The organism is Ruegeria sp. BC6, assembly GCF_056539185.1.
Genome location: NZ_JBQFUM010000001.1, coordinates 826,988 through 844,499, shown reverse-complemented (window position 1 = coordinate 844,499; position 17,512 = coordinate 826,988). Strand labels below are relative to the sequence as shown.

General features: G+C 62.7%; 18 protein-coding genes. 8 read left to right on the top strand and 10 right to left on the bottom strand.

The window, feature by feature from the left end; translation table 11 throughout:
* Window positions 1-17: 17 nt before the first annotated feature.
* Entirely contained in the window at window positions 18-2,372 is a 2,355-nt protein-coding gene (locus ACR0MM_RS04185) for a TRAP transporter large permease (protein WP_170366234.1), read from the top strand.
* 74 nt (window positions 2,373-2,446) lie between these two features.
* On the opposite strand, the gene ACR0MM_RS04180 is transcribed toward ACR0MM_RS04185, so the two are convergent.
* The 4 genes from ACR0MM_RS04180 to ACR0MM_RS04165 form a co-directional block, all read right to left on the bottom strand.
* Window positions 2,447-2,836 (bottom strand): VOC family protein, encoded by a 390-nt coding sequence (locus ACR0MM_RS04180; protein ID WP_480694583.1) that lies wholly within the window; start codon window positions 2,834-2,836, stop codon window positions 2,447-2,449.
* Between the two features lie 6 nt (window positions 2,837-2,842).
* On the bottom strand, window positions 2,843-3,667 hold the full coding sequence (locus ACR0MM_RS04175; protein WP_480694581.1) for an arginyltransferase: 825 nt from the start codon (window positions 3,665-3,667) through the stop codon (window positions 2,843-2,845).
* A 74-nt stretch (window positions 3,668-3,741) separates the two neighbouring features.
* Window positions 3,742-4,173, bottom strand: coding sequence for an RDD family protein (locus ACR0MM_RS04170; protein ID WP_093962341.1), 432 nt, complete (start codon window positions 4,171-4,173; stop codon window positions 3,742-3,744).
* A 67-nt stretch (window positions 4,174-4,240) separates the two neighbouring features.
* Window positions 4,241-4,660: a DUF2852 domain-containing protein gene (locus tag ACR0MM_RS04165; RefSeq protein WP_170338185.1), complete on the bottom strand. Its 420-nt coding sequence runs from the start codon at window positions 4,658-4,660 to the stop codon at window positions 4,241-4,243.
* Window positions 4,661-4,801: 141 nt separating this feature from the next.
* On the opposite strand from ACR0MM_RS04165, the gene ACR0MM_RS04160 reads away from it, so the two are divergent.
* Genes ACR0MM_RS04160 through ACR0MM_RS04140 form a run of 5 tightly spaced genes read left to right on the top strand, consistent with a single transcriptional unit; the run spans window position 4,802 to window position 10,056 of the window.
* Window positions 4,802-5,191: a DUF4440 domain-containing protein gene (locus ACR0MM_RS04160; RefSeq protein ID WP_480694579.1), complete on the top strand. Its 390-nt coding sequence runs from the start codon at window positions 4,802-4,804 to the stop codon at window positions 5,189-5,191.
* A 13-nt stretch (window positions 5,192-5,204) separates the two neighbouring features.
* Complete coding sequence (locus ACR0MM_RS04155; protein WP_480694577.1) at window positions 5,205-7,997, top strand: [protein-PII] uridylyltransferase family protein; 2,793 nt, start codon at window positions 5,205-5,207, stop codon at window positions 7,995-7,997.
* A complete protein-coding gene (locus ACR0MM_RS04150; protein WP_480694575.1) occupies window positions 7,984-8,256 on the top strand; it encodes a hypothetical protein in 273 nt (90 codons plus the stop codon). The genes ACR0MM_RS04155 and ACR0MM_RS04150 overlap by 14 nt, the downstream gene beginning before the upstream one ends.
* 52 nt (window positions 8,257-8,308) lie before the next feature.
* Window positions 8,309-9,517, top strand: a complete 1,209-nt coding sequence (locus ACR0MM_RS04145) for an RSP_2647 family RNA methyltransferase (protein WP_480694573.1) — start codon at window positions 8,309-8,311, stop codon at window positions 9,515-9,517.
* A complete protein-coding gene (locus ACR0MM_RS04140) occupies window positions 9,514-10,056 on the top strand; it encodes an RSP_2648 family PIN domain-containing protein (protein ID WP_480694571.1) in 543 nt (180 codons plus the stop codon). The genes ACR0MM_RS04145 and ACR0MM_RS04140 overlap by 4 nt, the downstream gene beginning before the upstream one ends.
* Before the next feature lie 54 nt (window positions 10,057-10,110).
* On the opposite strand, the gene ACR0MM_RS04135 is transcribed toward ACR0MM_RS04140, so the two are convergent.
* Entirely contained in the window at window positions 10,111-10,797 is a 687-nt protein-coding gene (locus tag ACR0MM_RS04135; RefSeq protein ID WP_093962334.1) for a M48 family metallopeptidase, read from the bottom strand.
* Between the two features lie 203 nt (window positions 10,798-11,000).
* Between ACR0MM_RS04135 and ACR0MM_RS04130 the strand changes: the two genes are divergently transcribed.
* Entirely contained in the window at window positions 11,001-12,485 is a 1,485-nt protein-coding gene (locus tag ACR0MM_RS04130; protein WP_170402557.1) for an inorganic phosphate transporter, read from the top strand.
* Window positions 12,486-12,504: 19 nt separating this feature from the next.
* Here ACR0MM_RS04130 and ACR0MM_RS04125 read toward each other — a convergent pair whose 3' ends face one another.
* From ACR0MM_RS04125 to ACR0MM_RS04105, 5 genes are all read right to left on the bottom strand, one after another.
* Window positions 12,505-13,689, bottom strand: coding sequence for a vWA domain-containing protein (locus tag ACR0MM_RS04125; protein ID WP_480694569.1), 1,185 nt, complete (start codon window positions 13,687-13,689; stop codon window positions 12,505-12,507).
* Between the two features lie 4 nt (window positions 13,690-13,693).
* Window positions 13,694-13,864: a hypothetical protein gene (locus ACR0MM_RS04120; protein ID WP_170338198.1), complete on the bottom strand. Its 171-nt coding sequence runs from the start codon at window positions 13,862-13,864 to the stop codon at window positions 13,694-13,696.
* A gap of 26 nt (window positions 13,865-13,890) precedes the next feature.
* Window positions 13,891-15,240, bottom strand: a complete 1,350-nt coding sequence (locus ACR0MM_RS04115) for a DUF2927 domain-containing protein (RefSeq protein WP_480694568.1) — start codon at window positions 15,238-15,240, stop codon at window positions 13,891-13,893.
* Entirely contained in the window at window positions 15,237-15,686 is a 450-nt protein-coding gene (locus ACR0MM_RS04110) for a GNAT family N-acetyltransferase (protein ID WP_170363283.1), read from the bottom strand. The genes ACR0MM_RS04115 and ACR0MM_RS04110 overlap by 4 nt, the downstream gene beginning before the upstream one ends.
* A 124-nt stretch (window positions 15,687-15,810) precedes the next feature.
* Entirely contained in the window at window positions 15,811-16,656 is an 846-nt protein-coding gene (locus ACR0MM_RS04105) for an AAA family ATPase (RefSeq protein WP_093962329.1), read from the bottom strand.
* Window positions 16,657-17,020: 364 nt separating this feature from the next.
* Here ACR0MM_RS04105 and dksA point away from each other — a divergent pair, with 364 nt between their 5' ends.
* Complete coding sequence (gene dksA, locus ACR0MM_RS04100) at window positions 17,021-17,443, top strand: RNA polymerase-binding protein DksA (RefSeq protein ID WP_170358872.1); 423 nt, start codon at window positions 17,021-17,023, stop codon at window positions 17,441-17,443.
* Window positions 17,444-17,512 lie beyond the last annotated feature (69 nt).

The following is a 17,512-nucleotide window of genomic DNA, read 5'->3' as shown; positions in this document are numbered from 1 at the left end:
GGACGGAGACCAAGACAATGCTATTCGGACTTGATGGCGTCGAGATAGGCCTCATTATCGTATTCCTCTGCCTGTTTGGCGGGATTCTCAGCGGCTTTCCGGTGGCGTTTGCCATCGGCGGTGCCGGCATCATCTCATTCGGGATCATCGCGGCGCTGGACAGCGCCGGGTTGCTGATCCACCAGGCGATCGACACAAGCTCGCAAGCCTATCGGGACATCGTGAATTCGGGTGTGAAACCCGATGTGATATCCGTGTTCCGATACCCGGACCTGCCAAGGATCGCCGAGCCGGTCTTTGTTCAGGGCTGGGAAACTGCGTTGGACCGCAACGTGTCCTTCATCGTGAACCGCATCAACGAACGGGTTCTGGCCGGTCAGTCGATCGAGACTCTGCTTGCGGTGCTGATGTTCGTGTTGATGGGTATCACGCTGGAACGCTCGAAAATCGCCAACGATCTGCTGACCACGATGGCGCGCGTCTTTGGCCCGCTGCCGGGTGGTCTGGCGGTGTCGATCGTGGTTGTGGGGGCATTCCTTGCGGCCTCGACCGGTATCGTGGGCGCGACCGTGGTGACGATGGGCCTGCTGGCCCTGCCGACCATGCTGCGCAACAACTACTCGCCAGAGCTGGCGACGGGTGTGATCGCGGCCTCGGGCACGCTGGGGCAGATCATTCCGCCCTCTATCGTGATCGTTCTGCTGGGCACGCTGGCGGGTGACCTGTATTCGACGGCGCAGGAGACCCGCGCAGTCGAAGCGGGCTGTACCGACGCGCTGACCTATCTGGGTGAGCCTGCCGTGGTTTCGGTGGGGACGCTGTTCCAGGCGGCGCTGCTGCCGGGGATCATGCTGGCGCTGCTCTATGCGCTTTATGCCTTTGGCTACGCGCTGCTCAACCCGCACAAGGCACCTGCGGTCGAACTGTCAGGCGGCAGCGGCGAGACCATCACCCGCTCGGAAGGCCTGACTTGGCTGCTGGGTGCCCCGGTCGCACTGATCGTGGGCGCGGTTCTGCTGGGCAGCGCCGGTGTCATTGGCAGCCAGAACATCACCGTTTCCGGCTTCTCGGACATCGGTGAGGCGGCCTCGTTGCGCACCAATGTGTCCGAGGAGTGCAAGGCCTCGATGATCGACCTGCATGGTCAGGCGGCCTGGGACAAGGCCGTGGCCGAGCAGGAAGCCATCGATGCTGCCGGCGGCGCAACCGAGGCGCAACGGCTGAGCGAGGAAGAACTGGCCTCGGCCCGTGAAGCCAAGATTGCGGCTGCCGCCCCGATCGGCACCGGTGTTGCGGTCATGGTCGTACTGCTGGGTCTGACGCTGGTTCTGGGCCGCGGCATTGCGCCTTCGCAATCGCCGCAGCCGCTGATCGTGGGTGCTATCGGACTGATCCTGATGCTGCTGGTCGATGTTCTGCTGATTGCGCCGACCACCTCGTCGGGGGCCACCTTCCTGCTGTTGGCGCTGCCTTTCGGGCTTGCCATGTATGGCTGCAAGGAAGCGGCGGCGCGCTGTGCGACCAATGATCTGATCCGCGTGGTATTCCCGCCGCTGGTTCTGATCATCGCGGTTCTGGGATCGATCCTGGGTGGTGTGACCAACCCGACTCCGGCCGCAGCGCTGGGGGCAGGCGGGGCCATCATGCTGGCGGCCTATCGCAAACTGCAGGATCAGGGGCGGTCGGGCAAAGTGATCATCTGGTCCACCTTCGCCGTCATCATTTGCCTTCTGCTGGGTGTCAACTTTGACCTCCGCGTGAACCAAGGCGATGTAAGCGTCGAGACCTGGATTGCGTTCATCCTGGCCTATGCCACTTACCTCTATGCGCTGTTCGGCCTGCTGTTCGCCTGCTGGGTGCTGTATGCCAGCGGTGTTCTGACACCGGTGGTGCGGGAAACCGCTAAGGTGACCTCGATGGTCTTCACCATCCTGATCGGCTCGCAGCTGCTGAACCTGGTGGTGATCTCGTTCGGCGGGGAACACTACATCCAGCAGTTCCTCAAGAGCTTTGACAACGAGTTCACGGTCTTCCTGATCGTGATGCTGGTGCTGTTCATCCTGGGCTTTGTGCTGGATTTCCTCGAGATCATCTACATCGTGATCCCGATCGTGGGTCCGGTGATCTATGGCGGGTCGTTCGATCCGAAATGGGTGACGATCATGGTGGCGGTGAACCTGCAGACCTCGTTCTTGACGCCGCCATTTGGCTTCGCGCTATTCTATCTGCGCGGCGTGGCGCCGAAAGAGGTGACGACGGGCCATATCTATCGCGGAATCATCCCCTTCGTGCTGATCCAGGTGGTGGGCATCGGAATCCTGTGGTTCTTCCCGTCGATCGTCACCATCGTGCCGGACCTGATCCCGAACTGATCGGTGATGGCGTTATCAAATTGAAAAGGGGGCCGCGAGGCCCCCTTTGCTTTGGTCCCGGCTGACGCCGGTTGTCAGGTGAACTGGATCAGGTCCCAACGGTTACCGAACGGATCCTGCCAGACGGCAACGATGCCATACGGTTCGTAGCGCGGCTCTTCCTCGAACCGGACCCCGTTGGCTAGCATGTCTGCGTGATCGCGGGCGAAATCATCGGTTCTGAGGAAAAACCCGACACGACCACCGGTCTGATTACCGATTGCGGCCCGTTGGCTGTCTCCGTCAGCCTTGGCCAACAGCAGAGCAGCCCCATCGCTGCCTGGGGGAGTAACCAACACCCATCGTTTGCCTTCGCCAAGATCGATGTCCTGGGTCAGCCGGAACCGAAGCGTCTTGGTGTAGAACGCGATCGCGTCATCATAGTCCGGCACCACCAGGGTGACGGCGTGCAAACCTTGCTGCATCAGAATTCAACCTTTGGTAGGGTGGCGATCGGGAAGTTGGATATTCGCGACCTGCTCGGCAATCGGAGCAGTCGAAAGTGGGTGATGCGTTGAGTCGGTGAATGCCTCCGGGTCGTCCACACGCTGCCACCCGCCTTTCACATAGACCTCGAGCCCGGCGAATTTCACCTTGTAGCCCATCTTGGGGCTGCCGGGGACCCAATAGCCCAGATATACATATGGCAGCCCCGCCTCGCGCGCGATGTCGATATGATCGAGGATCATATAGGTTCCCAGCGAGCTTTGCGGCTGGTTCGGGTCATAGAACGAATAGACCATGCTCAACCCGTCATCCAGAACATCGGTCAGGCTGACGGCGATCAGGTTTCCGGTTTTGGGGTCGGCGTATTCAACGACGCGGCTGCGGATCGGGGTCTCTTCGATCATCGCGGCGAATTCGAACACGTCCATATCTGCCATGCCGCCATCAGCGTGCCGTGTGTCCAGGTACCGCCGAAACAGCTCGTACTGGTCGTCGGTGGCCCAAGGTGAGGTCGCGCGTCGCTGAAGGTGCGCATTGCGCCGCGCCGCGCGTTTCTGGCTTTTGGTCGGAGAAAAGGCCGAGACGTCGATCCGGGCCGACAGGCAGGCCGCACAATCGGTGCAAGAGGGCCGGTACAGAACGTTTTGAGACCGGCGAAAACCCTGCTGCGACAGAGAGTTGTTCAGCTGATCCGCGCCTTCGCCCTGCAGGGCGGTGAACAGCTTACGCTCGACCCTGCCCTCGAGATAAGGGCAGGGCTGTGGTGCAGTCACATAGAACTGCGGCGCAATCGGCAGCGTGTGTCGCATGAAGGCCCCGTGTTTCCTCGGGGCCGATGATAGCAACCGTTTCTGGGGTCGCCAAGTCCCAGAAACGGGCCGTGTCAGGCGCGCTGGTTCAGCATCACGGTCCCGAGGAAGGCATCGGTCAGGCCCTGGTTGCGGGCGCTGGTCAGCATCATGATGACCGAGATGATCTGCAGGATCGGAAACGCCATGCTGACAAAGTAACCAGCTGTATGCGCTACGGCCTTGCCGGTATCCATGCGTTCGCCAAATGCGTCGCGCAGCTCGATCCCCATAAAGCGCATACCCAGCGTGGCAGACCCGTTTGCGATGGTGACAACGCGGTAGATGAAACTGACGACCGCATAGATCAGCGCGATGACGAACAGGCCCATGCCGAAGGTCAGCAGAATGGCAACCGTGCACAGCAGCGAAATGAAGGCGATATCGAACAGCCACGCGAAGAAGCGTTTGATCGCCACGGATTTGTAGAAGTCCGGCTGACGATCCGGGTCGGGCAGATGAGACATGAAGGAATTTCCGGTCGGTTGTTGAGGTTTGCCCTGTCCCACAGTGAGGGGGCAGGGCGGTAGGGTATCAGGCGGTTTCGTCCTTGTCGTCCGCCGTATTCTCCTGAGCGCGTTCGTTCATGAACTGGTCGAACTCGGCTTTGTCCTTGGCTTCGCGCAGGCGGTGCAGGAAGGCTTCGAAATCCTGTTGTTCCCGTTCCAGGCGAGCCAGCGTGTCGGCCTTGTAGGCGTCGAATGCGCTGTTGCCCGAGGGCTTCATCGCGCTCATGTGGCTGTGCCAGGAATGGCGGCGGCTGCAGGATTTGCTGAACATGCGTTTGCTCCAGATCATATAGGCCAAAAGGGCCAGGCCGACGGGCCAGAAGAAGATGAAACCAAGGACCATGGCAGCGATCCAGGCGCCTTTGCCCTTGTCGTCAAGCCAGGCCTCGGCACGGTGCAACCATCCCGGGTTGCGGGGGACGGCGTGTTCGGACAATGCGGTCATTTGGGCTCTCCAGGTTGATGTAAATTGTGTTCACATTGATCTAGATGGGGTGGCCCGGCCCGGATGCAAGGGGTAATGTGAAAAAGATTTACATTTAGTGCCCCGGTTGACGGCAGTTCTGATCCTGCGCAACGTGCGGGCATGAACACGCACAACGACAAGCCCATCCCGACGCTTGAAGAAATCCTGAACCTCGAGCAGCAGGTCTGGACCGCTTTGGTCGAGGGTGATGCGCAGGCGGACCGGGCGTTGCTGAGCGCCGATTTTCTGGGCGTCTACCCATCCGGTTTCGCCAATCGCGACGATCATGTGGGTCAGTTCGCGGACAGCCCGACCATGGAGTCATACGATTTGAGCGCGGCGCAATTGCGCGTTCTGACCGCGGATATCGTCCTGTTGTCCTACCGGGCGGACTATCAGCGGCCGGGTGCGTCCGCGCGCGAGGCGATGCTGATCTCATCGTTGTGGGAACGCCGGGATGATGGCTGGATCAATACCTTCAGCCAGGACACTCCAGTCGACGTTAACTGACCGGAATTCGCCCATGACCGACAATCTTACCATCCGCCGCGTCCCGCGTCCCTACGACCCCGAACTGGGGCGAGAGGCCTACGCCGCAGTGCCCGATCTGACCGCTGATCAGTCCGAACTGGTGACCGGTGCCGCAGGCAGCAGCCCGTACCTCAAGAGCTTGATCGACCGTGAGCGCAATTGGCTGGCCCCGGCGTTGGATCGGCCGCAGCACGCCCTTGCGCAGATCATGGACGACGCACGCGCGCTGGCTCCTGACCAGTTGAAACCGGGCCTGAGGCAGGCCAAGCATCGGCTTGCCTTGCTGACGGCCCTGGCCGACCTTTCCGGAGCCTGGAACCTCGAGCAGGTCACGACGGCACTGACCGACTTTGCGGCGCTTGCCGTGGACATCGCGGCCAAGGCTGAGATCGCGGCACTGATCCGGCGCAAGAAGCTGCCCGGCATGACCGAAGACGACGTCGAAACCGCCGCCGGGATGGTGATCCTGGCGATGGGCAAGATGGGTGCGCACGAACTGAACTACAGCTCGGATATAGACCTGATCGTGCTGTTCGACGAAACCCGGTACGATCCCGACGATTTCTATGAGGCGCGGCAGGGCATGGTGCGGGCCACGCGCAATTTCTGCGCGACGCTCAGCGACAAGACGGCAGATGGGTACGTGTTCCGCACCGATCTGCGGCTGCGCCCCGATCCCGCGGTCACCCCCGTCTGCATGGCGACCGAGGCGGCCGAGCGCTATTACGAAAGCCTGGGCCGCACATGGGAGCGTGCAGCCTATATCAAGGCCCGCCCTTGCGCCGGCGACATCGCCGCCGGGCAGCGGTTTCTGGAAACCCTGCGGCCCTTTGTCTGGCGCCGCCATCTGGACTTCGCCGCCATTCAGGACGCCCATGACATGCGTCTGCGCATCCGCGAGAACAAGGGCACCGGGGGGGCTCTGACGATCCCCGGCCATGACATGAAGCTGGGGCAGGGCGGCATTCGCGAAATCGAATTCTTTACCCAGACGCGGCAGTTGATTGCCGGGGGCCGCGACCCCGACCTGCGCGTGCGCGGCACGGTGCCGGGACTGGCCGCGCTGGCAGCCAAGGACTGGGTACCGCAGGACGTGGCCGACAAGTTGACCGACCATTACCGCGCACATCGCGAGGTCGAGCACCGCATCCAGATGGTGCATGACGCGCAGACCCACAAGGTGCCGCAGTCGTCCGACGGGATCGAGCGCATCGCCTGCCTGATGGGCACCACCAGCGCCGAGCTGACGGCCGATCTGACACGCCGCCTGACCGAGGTGCACGAGCTGACCGAGGGCTTTTTCGCACCCGGCGCCGGCCCCGCGCCGACCGCAGCGCCCCCGGTCGAGTTCGACGCCGGCGTTCTGGCCCGGTGGACAACCTATCCCGCGCTGCGTTCGCAACGGGGCGCGCGCATTTTCGAGCGGCTCAAACCCGAATTGCTGGCCCGGCTGGCCAAGACCGCCCGTCCCGACGAGGCGCTGCTCGCGCTGGATGGGTTTCTGGCTGGATTGCCCGCCGGGGTGCAGCTGTTTTCGCTGTTCGAAGCCAACCCGCATCTGATCGACCTGCTGGTCGACATCGTCGGCACCTCGCACGCGCTGGCCGCGCATCTGTCGCGCAATGCCCAGGTGTTCGACGCGGTGATCGGTGGCAGCTTCTTTGCCGATTGGCCCGGTCAGTCCGCCTTGCAGGCTGAACTGTCCAACGTGCTGGCGGCTGAGTCGGACTATGAAACGCAGCTGGATCTGGCGCGGCGCTGGTGCAAGGAATGGCATTTCCGTATCGGTGTGCACCACCTGCGCGGTCTGATCGACGGGTTGCAGGCGGGGCGGCAATACGCCGACCTCGCGCAGGTTGTCATCGCCGCGATCTTACCCTGCGTAGAGCGGCAGTTTTCGCAGAAGCACGGCTCCCCCCCAGGGCGTGGCGCTGTGGTGCTGGGCATGGGGTCATTGGGGGCCGCTCGGCTGAACTCGCAATCCGATCTGGACATGATCGTGATCTACGACCCGCAAGCGGTGGACATGTCCGACGGCCCCAAGCCACTGGCTACGCGCACGTACTATGCACGCTTTACACAGGCGCTGATTACCGCCCTGTCGGCACCGATGGCGCAAGGACGGTTGTACGAGGTCGACATGCGACTGCGGCCGTCCGGCAATCAGGGGCCAGTCGCCACAAGCTGGGCCAGCTTCACTCATTACCAACAAGAGGAAGCCTGGGTTTGGGAGCATCTGGCCCTGACCCGCGCGCGTGCAGTCGCAGGCAACACGGATCTGGCAGACGATTTCGAAGCTTTCCGCACGCAATTCCTGTCTCGCCCGCGCGACAAGGATCAGGTCCTGCGCGAAGTGTCCGACATGCGCGCACGCCTCGCGGCCGCGAAATCGCCTGCCGGTGTCTGGGATGTCAAGAACGGCCCCGGCCGTCTGCTGGATATCGAACTGATGGCCGAAACCGGCGCACTGTTGTCCGGCGCGCTACAGCGCGACGTCGACTCAGGCTTGGACGGAGCGGTCGCTGCGGGTCTTTTGGATGTCGCTCAGGCGCAGGTGTTGAAGGACGCATATGACCTATGCTGGTCGGTGCAATGCGCGGCGCGGCTACTGTCTGGCAAGGTGATCGAGGCCGACAAGATCGGGCAGGGGGGCACGGCCTTTCTGTGCCGGGCGACCGGGTTCGAGCAGGTCGAACAGTTACAGTCCGCCTTGCAGGACAGCTATGCTGCCGCAGCCGAAGTGATCGGCGCGGTGATCGAGGAGAGTGCGGATGGCGCGCAGTGACGACCCGAACGACCCCAAGGGCCTGATCCGCGAGGCCTATCGCATCGACGGAATCACGCTGCCCGAGTGTCGCAGCATCTTTTTGGACTGGGCGCTCAGCCTGCCGGACGGGCGCGACCAGAAGCAGGCGCTGACCGAGTTGCATGCTGTCTATACCGCACAGGATGCCGACCATCCCATGACACAGGTTCTGCGCGAAGGGCTGGACGCCGCGCAGGCTCCGCGCCGGCGCGGCGGCTGGCGGGCGCGCCAACGCTGACGGATCGCCAGAGGGGCTTTTCTGCCCGCGCAATCGCGACTATGAGGGCGCCATGACCCATGCCGACATGCCAGACCGCCCCAGAATCCGTTTGAAACCCAAAGCCAACGCGCGCGGTCTGCGCCACGGCTTTCCCTGGGTCTATGCCAATGACATCGTCACCGACCGGCGCACCCGCAAGATCGCGCCCGGCGCGCTGGCCGTGCTCGAGGATGACAAACGCGCCCCGATCGCGCTGGTGGCGGTCAATCCGGATTCCAAGATCATGTGCCGGGTGCTGGATCGCGACCTGTCGGCGCAGCTGGACGCCGGGTGGTTCGAAACCCGCCTGCGGCGCGCGCTCGACCTGCGCGAACGGCTGTTCGATGCGCCCTTCTACCGGCTGGTCCATGCCGAGGCCGACGGTTTTCCCGGTGTCATCATCGACCGCTTTGGCGATGCCTGCGTGATCCAGCCCAACGCCGCCTGGGCCGAGGCGCATCTGGACCTTCTGACCGACGCGCTGGTATCGGTGACGGGGGTGACGACCGTGCTCAAGAACGCCTCGGGCCGCACCCGCGGGCTGGAAGGTCTGGATGACGTGAACCAGACCCTGCGCGGCACCGCGCCCGATGCCCCTCTGCCCGTCCCGATGAATGGCGCGACCTACATGGCCGACCTGACCGGGGGCCAGAAAACCGGGCTGTTCTACGACCAGCGCCCCAACCACGCTTTTGCCGCCCGGCTGGCGGGCCCCGGCGCGCATGTGCTGGACGTGTTCAGCCACGTGGGCGGATTTGGCCTGGCCATGCTGGCCGGTGGGGCAGATCATGCGCTGTCAGTCGATGGCTCGGCTGCTGCGCTAACCCTAGCCGAGCAGGGTGCCGCCGCATCGGGCTTCGGTGACCGCTTTGAAACCCGACAGGGCGATGCCTTCGACGTTCTGACCCAGCTGGGTGAGGACGGTGCGCAGTTCGACGTGGTCATCTGCGATCCGCCGGCCTTTGCGCCGTCGAAACAGGCGCTGGATGCCGGGCTGCGGGCCTATGAGCGGATCGCCCGCCTGGCCGCGCCGCTTGTCAAACCGGGGGGGTATCTGGGCCTGTGTTCCTGCTCGCATGCCGCCGACCTGACCCGCTTTCGCGAGGCCTGTGCCCGCGGTATCGGTCGGGCCGGGCGTCAGGCGCAGATGATCCACACCGGCTTTGCCGGACCCGACCATCCGCAACTGCCGCAGCTGGCCGAGAGCGGCTATCTGAAATCCGTGTTCTACCGGCTGTGAAGGCGGTTCTTGACACCTGCGTCATCTATCCGACGGTGATGCGCGAGATGCTGCTGGGCGTGGCCACGCGGGGCCATTTCACCCCGCTCTGGTCGGCTCGCATCCTCGAGGAATGGGCCCGCGCCGCCCGCAAACTCGGACCCGAGGGCGAGGCGCAGGCCCGGGCCGAAATCGCGCTGGTGCAGGCACATTGGCCGCAGGCCGAACGCCCCGAGGCACCCGGCCTCGAACAGCGACTCTGGCTTCCCGACCCGGCCGACACGCATGTGCTGGCCACCGCAGTCGCCGCTTCGGCCGATACGATCATCACCGTCAATGCCAAGGACTTTCCAAGAAATATCCTGGCGGAAGAGGGCCTTGCGCGTATCGACCCCGACAGTTTCCTTCACGGCATCTGGCAGAATGATCCGACCAGTGTCGAACGGGTGGCTCAAACGGTCCTGACCGAAGCCAACCGCCTGTCGGGCGACAGATGGACTCTGCGCGCATTGATGAAAAAAGCCCGCCTGCCGCGTCTCGGCAAGGCTTTGGCGGCCTGACCTCTTCCCCTGGCTCCAAATATCGCGAGAGTGTGGCCTCTCGCATCCCGACCCTCAGCCACGCTCCCAACGTTGCTCAAGGGCCTCCAGCGCGGCGATCCGCTCGTCCGTCTTGGGATGGCTCATCAGCCAGGCCGGCACCACGCCCGCCCGCTGTTGGGTGAGATCCTCTAGCTTGTGAAACAGGGATTTCTGCGGCCCGATCCCGATTCCGGCCTTGGTCAGCAGGGCGGCTGCGTATTCGTCCGCCTCGTATTCGTCCGCCCGCGACAGGCGCGAGGCCAGCAGCGCGGTCAGCGCATTTGCGATCCACGCGCCGATGAAGGGAATGAACCGGTTGAGCAGCATCATCAGCGCCGCTCGCATTGCGTTCTGACCGGAAAAATCGATCATCCGCCGCCGGGCGTGGCCCAGCGCAACATGTCCCAGCTCGTGCGCGATGACGCTGGCCATCTCCTCGGCTGAGACCTCGCCGTTGCGGAACTTGCGATAGAAGCCTCGGGTGATGAAAATGCGCCCGTCCGGTGCGGCCAGCCCGTTCACCGGGTCGATTTCATAGATATAGACCGGCACGCGCGCCACATCCAAGGCGGCGGCCAGGCGGTCGGTCATACGCTTCAACTCGGGATCAGCCAGTTCGGTCGACTTCGCATCCAGCTCGCGATGGGTGCGCCAGACGGAAATCCGATACATCACAATGGCATAGGCGATCGCCAGCAGAATTGGGGTCAGACGCAACATATCTCAGATATGGGCGGATCGGGATGCGGGGGCAAGTCGTTCCTCATCACTTTCGGGCAACATGGGCGACCTGGGGCAGTTCGTGAGACGGAAATCGCGCGGCGTCAGATCGCAGTTTCCATACTTCAAAGGTTGAAATGAAGGCAAAAGCCTTCTAGGGCACGGCGCACGCTGTGCGAGCGCGCGCTATGCAAGAGGGACAAATGGCCAACAATGATTTAGAAGCCCGGCACCTTGAAACACTGGATCGTGACCTGCGGCGGTTTTCCCGCCTCGAGGTTGCAACGGCGCAGGTCGGGCGGCCGTTCGTCGGATCGGGCATCGCCTTCGTGTTCATCGTGATCGCCGGGATCACGGCTGCTTTGTTGTTCGGACAGGCCAGCAACACGATGATCGTCGTGATTGCGGCCATGTTCGGAGCCTACATGGCGCTCAACATCGGGGCGAACGATGTGGCCAACAACATGGCTCCGGCGGTGGGCGCGAACACCCTGACCATGGGCGGCGCCATCGCGATTGCCGCAGTTTTCGAAAGCGCCGGCGCCCTGATCGCGGGTGGAGACGTGGTCTCGACCATCGCCAAGGGCATCATCAATACCGAAAGCATGGGAACGGCAACCGTCTTCATCTGGGCCATGATGGCCGCGCTGTTGTCTGCTGCGCTTTGGATCAACCTGGCCACCTGGGTTGGCGCTCCGGTCTCGACCACGCATTCGGTCGTGGGGGGCGTCATGGGGGCAGGGATCGCGGCGGCGGGGTTCGGCGCGGTCAGCTGGGTCAAGATGAGCCAGATCGCTGCAAGCTGGGTCATCTCGCCGCTTCTGGGCGGCATCATCGCCGCCGGATTCCTGTGGTTCATCAAGGCGCGGATCATCTACCAGGACGACAAGATCGCCGCTGCGCGCAAATGGGTTCCAGTTCTGGTCGGCATCATGGCCGGGGCGTTTGCCTCGTACCTTGCGCTGAAAGGCCTGAAACACCTGTTCAAGATCAACCTGCAGACGGCCCTGGTGATCGGTCTGGTCAGCGGAGTGCTGATCTGGATGGTGACGATTCCTGTCATTCGCCGTCAGGCCGAAGGGCTGGAGAACCGCAACAAGTCGCTGAAGATCCTGTTCGGCATCCCGCTGATCATTTCGGCGGCGCTGCTCAGCTTTGCGCATGGGGCCAATGACGTGGCAAATGCCGTCGGACCTCTGGCCGCCATCGTTCAGGCTTCGGCGGTGGGTGATTTCACCCATGCGGTGAGCATTCCGCCTTGGGTCATGATCATCGGCGCCTTCGGCATTTCGTTCGGTCTGTTCTTGTTCGGGCCCAAGCTGATCCGGGTGGTCGGCAGCCAGATCACCAAGCTGAACCCGATGCGCGCCTATTGTGTGGCGCTGTCAGCGGCGATCACCGTGATCGTGGCCAGCTGGCTTGGCCTGCCGGTCAGTTCGACCCACATCGCCGTGGGCGCAGTGTTCGGTGTCGGGTTCTTCCGGGAATGGGACGCCGAGCGGCGCCTGATCAAGGCGCGCGGCGCTGTGCCGGAACGCCCGGTGTTGGCCCCCGAAGAGCGCCGCCGCCGCAAGCTGGTGCGCCGGTCGCATTTCCTGACGATCATCGCGGCCTGGGTGATCACCGTGCCCGCGGCGGCCCTGCTGTCAGGTCTGCTGTTCCTGGGAATTCAGGCAATCGCCGGATAAAAGCAAAGCCGGGCTGGCGCTATCGCGTCAGCTCGCGCATGCCGCGTTCCAGCCCGGCCAGCGTCATCGGCACCATCCGGTCTTCGAAGATCTCGCGGATCATGCCGATGGAATGGGTGTATTCCCAGTATTTCTCGGGCACCGGGTTGATCCACAGGTTCGACGTCCACTGTTCGCGCGCGCGCTGCAGCCAGACCTGCCCGGCCTCGGCGTTCCAGTGCTCGTTGGCGCCGCCGGGATAGGCGATCTCGTAAGGCGACATCGACGCATCACCCACGAAGATGCACTTGTAGTCGGGGCCGTAGGTCCGCAGCACCTCATGCGTGGGGGTCTGCGCATCCCACCGGCGGCGATTGTCGCGCCAGACGCCTTCGTACAGGCAGTTGTGGAAATAGAAATATTCCAGGTGCTTGAACTCGGACCGCGCGGCCGAGAACAATTCCTCGACCACCTTGATATGCGGGTCCATCGAGCCGCCCACATCGAGAAACAGCAGCACCTTGACCGCATTGTGCCGTTCGGGCCGGGTCTTGACGTCCAGGTATCCGTGCTCGGCCGTGGCGCGGATGGTGCCGTCGAGGTCCAGTTCTTCGGCGGCGCCCTCACGGGCCCAGCGGCGCAGGCGTTTCAGCGCGACCTTGATGTTGCGGGTGCCAAGTTCGACCGTGTCGTCCAGATTGCGGAACTCGCGCTTATCCCAGACCTTGACCGCGCGCTGGTGGCGGCTTTCCTTCTGGCCGGTGCGCACGCCCTCGGGATTGTAGCCGTAAGCGCCGAAGGGCGAGGTGCCCGCCGTTCCGATCCACTTGTTGCCGCCCTGGTGGCGGCCTTGCTGATCCTTCAGCCGCTCGCGCAGCGTCTCCATCAGCTTGTCGAAACCGCCAAGCGCTTCGATCTCGGCCTTTTCCTCGTCTGACAGGTGCTTCTCGGCCATCTTGGCCAGCCACTCGGCCGGGATGTCCACGGCCTCGAGCACCTGATCGAAGGTGATCTCGGACAGCCCTTCGAAGCTGGCGGCAAAGGCGCGATCGAACTTGTCGATGTTGCGCTCGTCCTTCACCATCGAGACACGGGCGAGGTAGTAGAACGCCTCGATGTCGTAGGTGGCCAGCCCCTTTTTCATCCCCTCCAGAAAAGTCAGGTATTCCCGCAACGAGACGGGGATGCCTGCTTTTCTGAGGTTTTCGAAAAAGGGGATGAACATCGGCTCAGCCTATCACCCGCACTAGAACAAGCGAAATGGCCAGTCCCGCCAATGCAAATGCAATGCCGTAGCCGGCCGCATACTGGGCGATATCCGCGCCGCTGCCTTTGCGTTTTCGTGCCGTCAGCGCGCCCAGAGCCGCCCCCAGGACCGCCATTCCCACAACCACTAGCATGTGTTCGTCATCCGCCTTTTGCGATGTTACGGGGCCCCCAGCGCGACGTCCTGCATCAACGAGCTGACCACCAATTCCGAGCCAAACCCGTAGCGCGCCCACCCCAGACTGTCCAGTCTGACGGAGCGTGCCTGTTCGGGTTTGCCGGCCTGCTTCAGGGCCTCGGCTTTCAGCAGCAGCAGCGTCGCCAACATCGAGGCGTTTTCGGCCCGCGTCATCGTCGCGATGGCCCGGTCGAGGTCCGGCAGGGCTTCGGGGCCGCGCCCCTGGGTCAGGGCATAGGCCGCCGTCTGAACCGTGATATGCGCGCGCTGAAGCTCGGTTCCGGGGGTCGCGCGCAGGTATTGCAGGGCTACGGCGTATTCGCGCTGCGCTTCCTCAGGGGCGTCGAATTCACCCAAACGGGCCTTCAGATAATGGGGGTACGCCCGGCGGTGATCGGTCCAACCTTGCTCTCGGCCGATCCGCATCGCGCGGTCGATGGCCCGCATTTGCCGCGGCGAGGCTCGGCCCTTGCCGACCGCCAGTTGCACGGCGTCGATCCATTCGCGCGGGGTCTCCGAGATTGGCTGGACGGGCAAATTGGCACCGCGCGGGTTCAGGCGGGCGATGACCCCGGGTATGACCTGCGTCACCTGTTCCCGGGTCATTCCGGTCTGTAGTTCCGGCGCATAGGTCGCGCGCAGGATCAGCATGTCGAACCCGGTCAGGACAGTGTGGAAATTATCGTCGTTGAAGACCGAATCCGGCAGGCGGTACATGTCGTTCAGAGGCCCGATCGCCTGTGCAAGTTCTTCGTGAAGGCAATCCCGCATTTCCTGGGGGCTGACATCGTTGGGAATGAAGATCGCCAGCCGCTCGCGGCTGCGCAGTGCGCGCCAACTGCTTTTGGTCTTGCGCTTGTCTCGGTTGTATTCCTCGAGGCTGGACGCGTTGGGTACAACGAAACACGCGGCTTGCGGCAGAAGCCGCTGGATCTGGCGTTGGGTCACTGCTTCGATCGTGATGTTGGCCTGCCCATCGTTGACCTGGCGGATGTCGATCCGGGCTTCGTGCTGCAGTCTGGTCAGCAGACGCGTCAGGTCGGATCGCATCGTGGGGGCAGGGGCGCCCGTCAGCCGAACTGTGATCGGACCCTCGAACCGTGTGAACACCGGCAGGGCAGTGCCGCTTTCCAGCGAGAAATGCAGGTCCACGAAATCCGCCGCGATGTTCGTATTCGACCGGGCCGGCGGGAAAGGACGTGGCGTGCCGAAAGCCTGAGTCACCGGTGCCGCGGCCTCGGTCATCTTGATTTCATCGGGCAACTCAATCCGGTCGACCGAACTGCATCCGGCAAGGACAAAGCCAAGAAATATGCCGGCCAGACGTTTCATGGACGCCGATACTTGAGGAAAGGCGTCAGTTGGCCGACGCGGTCATAAAGCTGGCGCGCCGTATGGTTGAACTCCTGCGTCAGCCAGTAGACATCGGGCGCGCCTTTTCGATCGGCTTCGGCATAGACGGCCTCGATCAACGCCCGACCGACACCGGTGCCGCGTACATGCGGGCTGGCATAGAGATCCTGCAGATAGCAGACGTTTTCGATCTTCCAGGCATGGCGATGAAACAGGAAGTGGGTCAGCCCGATCAATTCGCCGTCCAACTCGGCCACAAGGCATGAAAAGTCCTGCGGATCATCCCCCAGCAGGCGCGCAAACGTGCTGTCGTAGACCTCGTCGGGCAAGGCCGTTTCGTAGAATTCAAGATATGCCCGCCACAACAAGTCCCAGCTCGGCCGGTCTTCGGGCTTGAGGGGGCGAATGCGCGGCGCTTGGGTCAATTGGGGTGGTCCTGCTCTACAGCGTGCTCGGTGTCGTGTTCTTTGATCTTTGTTGCAGCAATGCTGGCATCAGGCTTGCCGCAAGGCAAGCCGTGATCACCAAGTATTCATGAATGGGCGGGCTTCAGCGCTTGGCGCGCGCCATGAAGGCCAGCCGTTCGAACAGATGCACGTCCTGCTCGTTCTTAAGCAATGCCCCGTGCAGCTTGGGCAGGGCATTTACCCCGTCGCGTTTCAGGTCTTCGGCATCCAGATCCTCAGCCAGCAGCAGTTTCAGCCAGTCCAACACCTCGGAGGTCGAGGGTTTTTTCTTCAGCCCCTGCGTCTCGCGGATTTCGTAGAACTGGGTCAGGGCGGTGGTCAGCAGTGCCTCTTTGATGCCGGGGTGATGCACTTCGACGATGCGGCGCATCGTGGCTTCGTCGGGGAAGCGGATGTAGTGGAAGAAACAGCGGCGCAGGAAGGCGTCTGGCAGTTCCTTTTCATTGTTCGAGGTGATGATCACGATGGGGCGGTGTTTGGCCCGGATCGTTTCGCCGGTCTCGTAGACATGGAACTCCATCTTGTCGAGTTCCTGCAGCAGGTCGTTGGGGAACTCGATATCGGCTTTGTCGATCTCGTCGATCAGCAGCACGACCTTTTCATCGGCGTCGAAGGCCTGCCACAGCTTGCCTTTGCGGATATAGTTCGACACGTCGTGCACACGTTCGTCTCCTAGCTGGCTGTCGCGCAGACGGCTGACTGCGTCATATTCGTAAAGACCCTGCTGCGCGCGGGTGGTCGACTTGACGTTCCACTCGATCATTCTGAGACCCAGTGCGCCGGCGACCTGTTTGGCCAGTTCGGTTTTGCCGGTGCCGGGTTCACCCTTGACCAGCAGTGGTCGTTCCAGCGTGACGGCTGCGTTTACGGCAATGGTCAGGTCGTCGGTGGCAACGTATTCGGCTGTGCCTTTGAAACGTGCGGTCATGGGGCCCTCGTATGATGGTCGCAGCAACAGGAGACGGGAACCGGGTTACCTAGGGCGGGGCCGAATGACAAGCCGGGCCGCAGCGTCGCGGGCTGCCAACGACGGGCGCGAGGGACGAATCGCACCGATTCCATCATCCGCTCAAGGGTGTTCTGCCGCAAAATGGTCCTTTCGCTTTCACAGAATGGCGACGATTTGGTGTCCAAAGTCTCATATTTATACCGGTTCTCATAACGGCGCGTCGGGGTTGCGTTTGGATAGTGACATTCCCCGTCCCGTCAGTTAAACGCTGCGCAGAAGGGGGTGCCAAATGTCAGGCGACACGACCGCAAAAGACGTTTCTGGCCATACCGAGGGAGCCAATATGAAGCAGGAAGTTTTTCTGCCGGAGGACTATCGTCCGGCCGAAGATGAACCTTTCATGAATGAACGCCAGCTTGAGTATTTCCGCCGCAAGCTGCTGAACTGGAAACACGAACTTTTGGCAGGCAGCCGGGACACGATCGAGGGGCTGCAGGACAGCACCCGTAACATTCCCGACGTTGCAGACCGCGCCAGCGAGGAAACCGACCGTGCGCTGGAACTGCGCACCCGGGACCGCCAGCGCAAACTGGTTGCCAAGATCGACGCCGCTCTGCGCCGGATCGACGAGGGCGAATACGGTTACTGCGAAAAAACCGGCGACCCGATCTCGCTCAAGCGTCTGGATGCGCGTCCGATCGCGACCATGACGCTGGAAGCGCAAGAGCGTCACGAGCGTCGCGAAAAAGTTCACCGCGACGATTGATCGCTGGGTTCTTTCAAAAAAGACATGCGCCGGGGCCTGTGGCTCCGGCCTTTTTGCGTTAGGTCGGTG